General features: G+C 38.5%; 6 protein-coding genes. 1 reads left to right on the forward strand and 5 read right to left on the reverse strand.

Features of this window, described 5'->3' with window-relative positions; translation table 11 throughout:
• The 5 genes from BZK24_RS00610 to BZK24_RS00630 are packed head-to-tail and all read right to left on the reverse strand — an operon-like array spanning window position 1 to window position 6,927.
• Window positions 1–1,653: an AAA family ATPase gene (locus BZK24_RS00610; RefSeq protein ID WP_077656241.1), complete on the reverse strand. Its 1,653-nt coding sequence runs from the start codon at window positions 1,651–1,653 to the stop codon at window positions 1–3.
• A complete protein-coding gene (mtaB, locus tag BZK24_RS00615; RefSeq protein WP_077656242.1) occupies window positions 1,640–2,896 on the reverse strand; it encodes a tRNA (N(6)-L-threonylcarbamoyladenosine(37)-C(2))-methylthiotransferase MtaB in 1,257 nt (418 codons plus the stop codon). Before mtaB ends, BZK24_RS00610 begins: the two co-directional genes overlap by 14 nt.
• Window positions 2,893–4,464: a mechanosensitive ion channel family protein gene (locus BZK24_RS00620; RefSeq protein WP_077656243.1), complete on the reverse strand. Its 1,572-nt coding sequence runs from the start codon at window positions 4,462–4,464 to the stop codon at window positions 2,893–2,895. Before BZK24_RS00620 ends, mtaB begins: the two co-directional genes overlap by 4 nt.
• On the reverse strand, window positions 4,455–5,486 hold the full coding sequence (gene aroB, locus BZK24_RS00625) for a 3-dehydroquinate synthase (RefSeq protein ID WP_077656244.1): 1,032 nt from the start codon (window positions 5,484–5,486) through the stop codon (window positions 4,455–4,457). Before aroB ends, BZK24_RS00620 begins: the two co-directional genes overlap by 10 nt.
• A gap of 4 nt (window positions 5,487–5,490) precedes the next feature.
• Window positions 5,491–6,927 (reverse strand): COG3400 family protein, encoded by a 1,437-nt coding sequence (locus BZK24_RS00630; protein WP_171972352.1) that lies wholly within the window; start codon window positions 6,925–6,927, stop codon window positions 5,491–5,493.
• Between the two features lie 56 nt (window positions 6,928–6,983).
• Between BZK24_RS00630 and tgt the strand changes: the two genes are divergently transcribed.
• On the forward strand, window positions 6,984–8,099 hold the full coding sequence (tgt, locus tag BZK24_RS00635; RefSeq protein ID WP_077656246.1) for a tRNA guanosine(34) transglycosylase Tgt: 1,116 nt from the start codon (window positions 6,984–6,986) through the stop codon (window positions 8,097–8,099).
• Window positions 8,100–8,310: the final 211 nt, after the last annotated feature.

Raw genomic sequence — 8,310 nt, forward strand, 5'->3', positions numbered from 1 at the left:
TCACCCGTTCAACAAATCATAGAAGTTTGCATGCTCTAAACATTCTTGCTCTAACAATAAAACGCTCAACCGCTTACAAGCCGCAATTTGTGGCTTTAAAAACTCCAGTTGCTCTTCATAAAGAACGCTTAAAGACTCTTTTGTAGGGGTTAAAAGAAGCTCGCTAGCCATAAATTCATTCAAAAATTTCGCTTTTTGCAAGTCTTGTTTAGACAGACTATAACGCTCCTTATAGAGCAACTCTAAAATAATCGTCCCGCTCAAATACACTTTAATGTAATTTTTAATCTCACTCTCGCTATGGATTTTATTCTCATTAAAGGCGATAAATTCCCCCAATAAAGGCGCTTTATCAAATTCAATTTCTAGCCAATACGCGCTTAAGGCTTTCGCGCTTTGATACAAAGCGACTAATTCCTTTTGGTTTTCATCTAAGGTTTGGGGCTTTTTTTTGCCGTAAGCGATCTTGTCTTTCACTTCCAAAATATCGCCATGAGTGATTTCTTTTCGTTGGTGTTTGAGAGCGTTTAAAGCGCTTTCATTGATCAAAGTCGCCAACATCGCCCCGCTAAAACCCACGCAAATTTTAGCGATCTTAAGATAATCTAGCGCGTGTTTTTTGTTTTCTAAAAGCTTTTCTAAAATACTCTGCCTTTCTAGTAAATCCGGTAAAGAAATGAAAATACGCCGATCAAAACGCTTGCTCCTTAATAGCGCTTCATCCATCACTTCCATTTGGTTAGTCGCTCCTATCACCACCACCTCATCGTTTTGTAAAAACCCATCCATTTCGGTTAAAAGCTGATTAAGCGTGGCCTCTCTTTCATCGCTCCTATGCCCTCCCCTAGCCTTACCTAAGGCGTCAATTTCATCAATAAAAATAATAGAGGGGGCATGCTTTTTAGCATGCATGAAAAGTTCATGCACTTTTTTAGCCCCAGCCCCCACATAAATTTGAGAAAACGCGCTCCCGCTTTCATAAAAAAACGGCACTCTAGCTTCACTCGCTAAGGCTTTAGCGATCATGGTTTTGCCCACTCCAGGAGGCCCCACTAATAAAACGCCTTTAGGGAGGAAAATCCCTAAATCCTGGTATTTTTTAGGGTTTTTTAAATAATCTATCACTTCTAATAATTCTTCTTTGACTTCATCCACCCCTGCAATGTCTTCAAAACGCACCCCTAGCGCGTCGTATCGCTGGAATGCATTTTCTAATTCGTTTTTGTGCGTGCTCTCTAAACTCATTTTAGTGTCCAATCGTTTGGGCAAGCGCCAAAAGATCCCAAAAAGCATGCTAGAAATGAAAAAAAGCAACGCTAAAAAGATTTTAGAAACCTTGTTTAAACTTTCTCGTTTTTCTATGGGCATGCTCTCTGGGATTTTATAAACCCTTAAAAAGGCTTCTTTGTTGGTTTTATAAAGACCCTTGTTAGCATAAAAATAATTTTCATCTTCAGTTAGAGTTTGTTTAGGGTGAGACTGGATCACATAAAGAAAATCCTTACTGGATATGAGCCTAGAAACATCGCTTAAGATTAAAAAAAGCAACAAGCAAAAAGTAAGCATCAAAAACCCTAACGCCAAAACAAGCGAGCGGTTTTTGATGCGTTTAAAGGGAGCGGTGAGGTTTTCTAAAAATTTAGAAAACGGCATGATTTTCCCTCTCCTTAATTTCATACTCTTTGATTTCTAAAAAACTAGCCCTTAAAGGCTTATCGCTTTTGATTTTAATGGGGTTGAAAAATTGATCTAAGGCTTTAAATTCGCCGTCTTTTTGCGCTTCCACTAAGGCTTTTAGGGGCGTGTTGAGCTTGAGTTGTAATTGCCTGAACGCCTTATTTTTGTGAAAAATCAAATCTTTAATCGCATTCAAACGCTTTTTAGAATCTTCCAAACTCACGCTATCACGCATCAAACTAGAGGGGGTGTCTTTTCGTTTGCTGTAAATAAAAGGGTGGATATGCGTTAAAGGCAAGCTCTCTAAATTTTTAAATGCCTTTTCAAAAACGCTTTCGCTCTCGCCCGGATGCCCCACAATAAAATCCGTACCGATAGCAAAATTCTTAGAAGCGATTATCTCTAATAATTCCCTATCGCTTTTAGTGCGGTTTCTTCGATTCATTCTCTCCAACATGAAATCATGGCCGTGCTGTAAAGCGATATGCAAATGTTTTTCTAAAAAATCCTCTCCTAAAAGCTCTAAAAATTCATCGTTGATTTGATTAGGCTCTAAGCTCCCAATCCTGATGCGTTTTAATCCGGTAATCTGGCTTAATTTTTTAATCAACCTTGCGATATTGCTTCCTCTATCCTTCCCATAGCTCCCCACGTTAGTGCCGGTTAAGACCACTTCTTGAACCCCTTTAGAGCATAAAAGACCCACTTGCTCTAAAATTTTCCTTTCTTCAAAGCTCCTAGCCCTCCCTCTCACGCTTGGGATAATGCAATAATTGCAATCAAAATCACAACCCTCTTGGATCTTGATAAACGCCCTAGTCTTACCCACAAACTCGCTCACCATCGTGGTGTCTAAGTGCTTGTTTTCTAAATTGTCATCTATAAAAAAACGCTTTTTTTCTTGTAAAAGCGCGTTAATCTTTTCTTTATTGTCATGCCCAAAAACGCCCTTTAAAAACCCTTTTTCAAAAAGCTCTTTACCTTGAGTCTTCACCCCACAGCCAGTAAATAGCACTTCCTTATTCAATCGCGCCATTTTTTTAGCGTAACTCCTTACCGCGCTATCGGCCCCATTAGTCACGGTGCAAGAATTGATTACAATAATATCCGCCTCTTGTTCTTCTAAAGTCGCGCTAAAATCCTTTAAATTCTCGCCCATCACTTGCGTGTCAAAAAGATTCGTCCTGCACCCAAAAGTTTTGAAATAGACTTTTTTCATTTTTGTTCCCTTTTATTCCCAAAACCATCGCCTAAAAAATCAGCATCCACTTTAAGCAGCTTGCTGGTCGTATAAGCGATATGGATATTTTCTTCTTTCAAAAAAGCTTCAACGATTTCAGCCACAATCTTGCTCCTTAAAGACATGGTCGCATACGAATTGGTTTGATACCACACCGAAATTTTTATCCCGTTATTTTCAGGCATCAAAAAGCATCGAGGCTTCACACTCAAACTCCTTAAAGAATACCGGTCGCGCATTTTATTGAGCTGTTTATAGGTAATATCCGTGTATTCTTTAGACAATTCTGTAGCGATGTTGAGCGCAATTTTAGAAGCTTTTTTAAAATCAGAATCAAATGTAACGCAAAAATCCACCCCATCCCAAACCGTTTTCATCCCAAAATGGCTGTAATTAGCGAACATGGTGGTGAAAATATAATTATTAGGCACAAAGATAATTCGGCCCGCTCTCCTGTTATTCGTGTAAGTGGTAAAGGTTACGTCTTCTAAAATCGTAATGTGCAACATAGAAATATCCAACACATCGCCAATAAAAATATCCGTCCCCTTAGCGATACGCACCCTATCGCCCACATGCACGCTCCCCCCAATCAAAATGATAAACCACCCAAGCAAGCTCATGAATAAATCCTTCATCGCAATCGCTAAGCCCGCGCTCGCAAAGCCTAAAACCGTTACCAAGTAAGTAACATTTTCTAAATAAGAAAAAAGAAAGATTAAAACGATCACGCTCACATTCACGAAGTTAATGGCTTTATTCACGGTATAGACGCGCTCATTATTTTCAATGTATTTACTGGAAATGATTTTTAAAATCCACGCAAACACCACGCTCAAAAGGGCTGCTAAAAACACATAAACCAATTTAAAAAGCTGGTTTTTAACTTGAGATTTGACAATGCTTATAGCTTCATCGCTGTCTTTTTGGAAAATCCCAATCGTGGTTTTTAAAATGTTTTGAGCCCCTTGCAATTCCAGGCGTTTGGCTTGAGTTTGATAAATCTCATCGCTTAATTTCGCGCTTTTATCCAAAGCATGCCACTGATTTAAAAGCTGGTGCTTTTGATCTAAAAGCTTTAAAACTTCTTCTAAAGCAGTCTGATTGCTTTTGAGACTTTCATGCTTTAAACGCATGCTTTTAATGAAAGAAATGCCATCAATGATCGCAATAGGGTTAGCGATATTAGGGATATTGGGGATATTGGGGCGCTCTATCAAGTCCTTAAAAGGATTGACCCCATAGCTTTCAAACATTTTTTGCTGGGACTCTAAAGCCTTTAAGGTATGCTCTAAGGTGCTAATCTTTAATAAATCCTTGCTTTTTTTGTTTTTTAAACGCCTTAATTCCTGCCTCACGCTCTCTTTTTCGGTATAAATTTGATTGTAGATCTTATAGTTTTCAAATTTTTTCAACCACACGTTATCGTCTTTGGCGAGTTTTTTATCCACCAAAGCCATTTGTTTTTGTATGGACAATAGCTCTTGGCTTTTATCTTCTGCTTGTAAAAACAAAAAACAAAAGAATAATAATACCCTTAATGCCATTTTTCTAACACCTTTAAAATCGTTTCTTTAGGGATATGAGAGACCGCTTCAAACGCTCCAATGCCTTTAGGCAGAATGAATTTGATTGTCTTATTTTCGCTTTTTTTGTCTAAAAACAAGCGTTCGTAAAATTTTTGAATATCGGTGATTTTGTAATGGAATACCAAATCAAATTTTTTCAATAAATTTTCTATGCGTTCGTATTCTTTTAAAGTGAGCATGCCTAAAGAAAGGGCTAAATCATTAGCCATGCACATGCCAATAGCGATCGCTTCGCCATGCAAAAATCGCTCATAATCAGTCTCTTTTTCTATCGCATGCCCAAAGGTATGCCCGTAATTCAACCCGGCCCTGATATTTTGCTCTTTTTCATCTTGCATAACGACTTGAGCTTTGATATTGACGCTTTGAAAGATTACTTCTTCTAAACAATCTTTTAAATCCTTTGTTTCTAATATTCCCACTAAATTTTTATCAAAACATACCGCCATTTTAATGATTTCAGCAACCCCTGCTTGAAATTCCCTTTTTTCAAGGGTTTTTAAAAAAGCTAAATCAATATAAACCGCTCTAGGCTGGTGGAACGATCCGATTAAATTCTTACCATAAGCCGTATTGATCCCTGTTTTCCCCCCCACGCTCGCATCCACTTGAGCGAGTAAAGTCGTAGGGATATTAATAAAATCAATCCCCCTAAAATAAATACTGCTCGCAAACCCCACCATATCGCTTATGACTCCCCCACCAAGGGCTATCATTAAAGAATGGCGGTTTAATTGCATTTCAAAGGCGTTGTTTAAGATGCGCTCTAACGAATGAAAATTCTTGTATTTTTCTCCGGACTCTATCACGCACACTCTGACTTCTAAGGCTTTCAAGCGCTCTAATAAATACGATAAATGCAACCCGGCCACGATACTATCGCTAATGATGAGCGCTTTTTGTTTCAATTTTATTTCAGGCAGTTCCCCCAAAAACACTTTATAGCTTTTTTCTTTTAAAGGGATTACAATTTCTTGCATTCTTTCACTCCGCTACAGGGATAAAAATTTGAGGGTTATCATCGTTTAAAAACGCTAATTTTTCCACTTTAGTGGATAAAAACCACCAAAAGCGCGTGTGCGTGATGCACTCTTCAAAAGGCATGAAATGCAAAATGGGATTTCTTAAAGAATTGAGATACATGATAGGATTTCTAATATCGGTTTGGAAAATCTCAATCTTGCGGTTGAATGCGTTGGCTAAATTTTCATAATGATTGACAATCTCGTTTTTATAGCGCTTGTTAGGGTCAAAATCATAGAGCAACAAGCCCAAATCCATTTGCATAGACACATCAAAGATCACTGAAGACATGTCCTCATTAATATCCAAGCTTTCATTCAACACCACCACGCTTTGAGAGGTTTTAGACAAGCCAAAAGTGTTGGTTTTATAAACCGGGGTGGCTGTTTTATACAAGGCTTTTCGGTGTTTTTTAGATAAAAAAAGCTCTCTGCCTACCACGATTAGGCCCATTTTTTTTTGGTGGTCTTCATGGAGTTTTTGGATAAAACTTTTCCCATAAAAATCAAAATTCACTTCAATGCTTTCGGTTTCTAGCGATAAAAATTTATGGTAAAACTTAGGGCTAGTGGGGTGTAAAACCTGAATGTAGAGCTTGTAGCTCTTTAAATGTTTGTGCAAAAACAAGGCCTGATACACATCGCGCATCATCGCTTTTCTGTTCTGCAAACGCATATCAATGTATAAATAAATGCTCTTACCAAAGGGGGCTGGAAACTGCCCCACATTGCTTTTGACTTGATGATACACCGCGTTTAAAATTTCTGGATTGCCTGCCACTAAGAGAATGTCTCGTGGCTGGATAACCAAAGACTTAGTGGAGAGCAACAAAACATCGTTGCGATAAAGCCCTACAATCCTGTATTCTTTTTGCCTGATAGAGCCAATGTGTCTGTAAGCAAAAATGCTCCCAAAAGGCACATCAATCTCCATGATCTCGCCCTTGCCTAACCCAAACTCTCTAGGGGTGCTAGGGATATTGGGCAAACGAGAAATGAATTTATTGGCTAAAACTTCAAATTCATCAATCAAAATAAGCTTTTCATCTTTATTTTCTTCATTGTTTTCTAAAGTTTTTTCACCATCTCTTTTCATGCTCAAAACCACGCGCATGCGTTTGAAATGGGTTTGAATGATTTTATGAATAATGCGCTGTTCTTTAAAATCTTGTATGATTAAAAACGCATCGCTCACCTCATCGTTTAACACTTGCAAAAGCCTGAAACTAGAAGTCGCATCAAAACAATAAAAAGCGAAAGTGCTCGGGTAGTTTTTAGGGATAAGGCTCTCATTTTTGACAACCACTATATAAAAATTATGATTAGAATAATGCCTTAGCACCAAGTCTAAAAAATTTTTTGCTACAATGCCATCTAAAATAAGGGCGATTTTTTTCAATTCCAAACTTCCTAAAAAATGATTACGCCATTATATCCAAGATTAAGGCTTAAACGATGGATTTTCAACTCCAAGCTATTGACAAACACGCGCGAGCTGGTCTTTTAAATTTAGCCCATTCTCAAGTGGCAACGCCTGTTTTTATGCCCGTAGGCACGCAAGGCTGCATCAAATCTTTAGACGCTACAGATGCGCAAGAAATTTTAGGCGCTAAACTCATTTTAGCCAACACCTATCACATGTATTTAAGGCCGGGCGAGAAAGTGGTTGAACAATTAGGGGGTTTGCATCGTTTCGCTCAATTTCATGGGAGTTTTTTAACCGATAGCGGAGGGTTTCAAGCCTTCAGTTTGAGCGATAATGTCAAATTGCAAGAAGACGGGATCGTTTTTAAATCCCATATTGATGGGAGCAAGCATCTATTCACGCCCTCTAAAGTTTTGGACATTCAATACGCCTTAAATAGCGATATTATGATGGTTTTAGACGATTTAGTGGGCTTGCCCGCTCCCTTAAAACGCCTTGAAGAATCCATTAAAAGAAGCGCTAAATGGGCGAATCTTAGCCTAGAATACCACAAAGAAAAAAACCGCCCCAACAACAACCTTTTTGCCATTATCCAGGGCGGGACGCATCTGAAAATGCGCAGCCTTAGCGTGGGATTAACGCATAAAGGTTTTGATGGCTATGCTATAGGCGGTTTAGCGGTGGGGGAAAGCGCTGATGAAATGCTAGAAACGATCGCGCACACCGCCCCCTTGCTCCCCAAAGACAAGCCTCGCTACTTAATGGGCGTAGGCACGCCTGAAAATATCCTAGACGCTATCAGTTTAGGGGTGGATATGTTTGATTGCGTGATGCCCACCAGAAACGCCAGAAACGCCACCCTTTTCACGCATTCTGGCAAAATTTCTATCAAAAACGCGCCCTATAAATTGGATAATACCCCTATTGAAGAAAATTGTGCATGTTATGCTTGCAAGCGTTATTCTAAAGCCTATTTGCACCATCTCTTTAGGGCTAAAGAACTCACTTACGCTCGTTTAGCCAGCTTGCACAATTTGCATTTTTATTTAGAGTTGGTTAAAAACGCCAGAAACGCCATTTTAGAAAAGCGGTTTTTGAGTTTTAAAAAAGAGTTTTTAGAAAAATACCACTCTTGTTCGCATTGAGTGGTAATAACTAAAACTTTTTAACTTTTTTAAAAAAAATAGGATTTTTAACTTTATTTTTATAGTAAAACTCATTTTGTTAAGGGGATAGGGGGTGTTTTGAAATAACTCTCCCCCTTAACCCCCAACTAAATCCCCCTAACCCAAGAAGACCGCCTTAAGAAATTATCGCTTGATTAAAATCAAGCTCTTTACTATTTATTTTTAAAAA

The organism is Helicobacter pylori (genome assembly GCF_001998165.1).
Classification (GTDB): Bacteria; Campylobacterota; Campylobacteria; order Campylobacterales; family Helicobacteraceae; genus Helicobacter; species Helicobacter pylori_DL.

Bases quoted from the DNA above. Each gene is read 5' to 3' on its own strand.
- BZK24_RS00610 (WP_077656241.1), bottom strand. From the start codon at position 1,653: ATGCCGTTTTCTAAATTTTTAGAAAACCTCACCGCTCCCTTTAAACGC.
- mtaB (WP_077656242.1), bottom strand. From the start codon at position 2,896: ATGAAAAAAGTCTATTTCAAAACTTTTGGGTGCAGGACGAATCTTTTT.
- BZK24_RS00620 (WP_077656243.1), bottom strand. From the start codon at position 4,464: ATGGCATTAAGGGTATTATTATTCTTTTGTTTTTTGTTTTTACAAGCA.
- aroB (WP_077656244.1), bottom strand. From the start codon at position 5,486: ATGCAAGAAATTGTAATCCCTTTAAAAGAAAAAAGCTATAAAGTGTTT.
- tgt (WP_077656246.1), top strand. From the start codon at position 6,984: ATGGATTTTCAACTCCAAGCTATTGACAAACACGCGCGAGCTGGTCTT.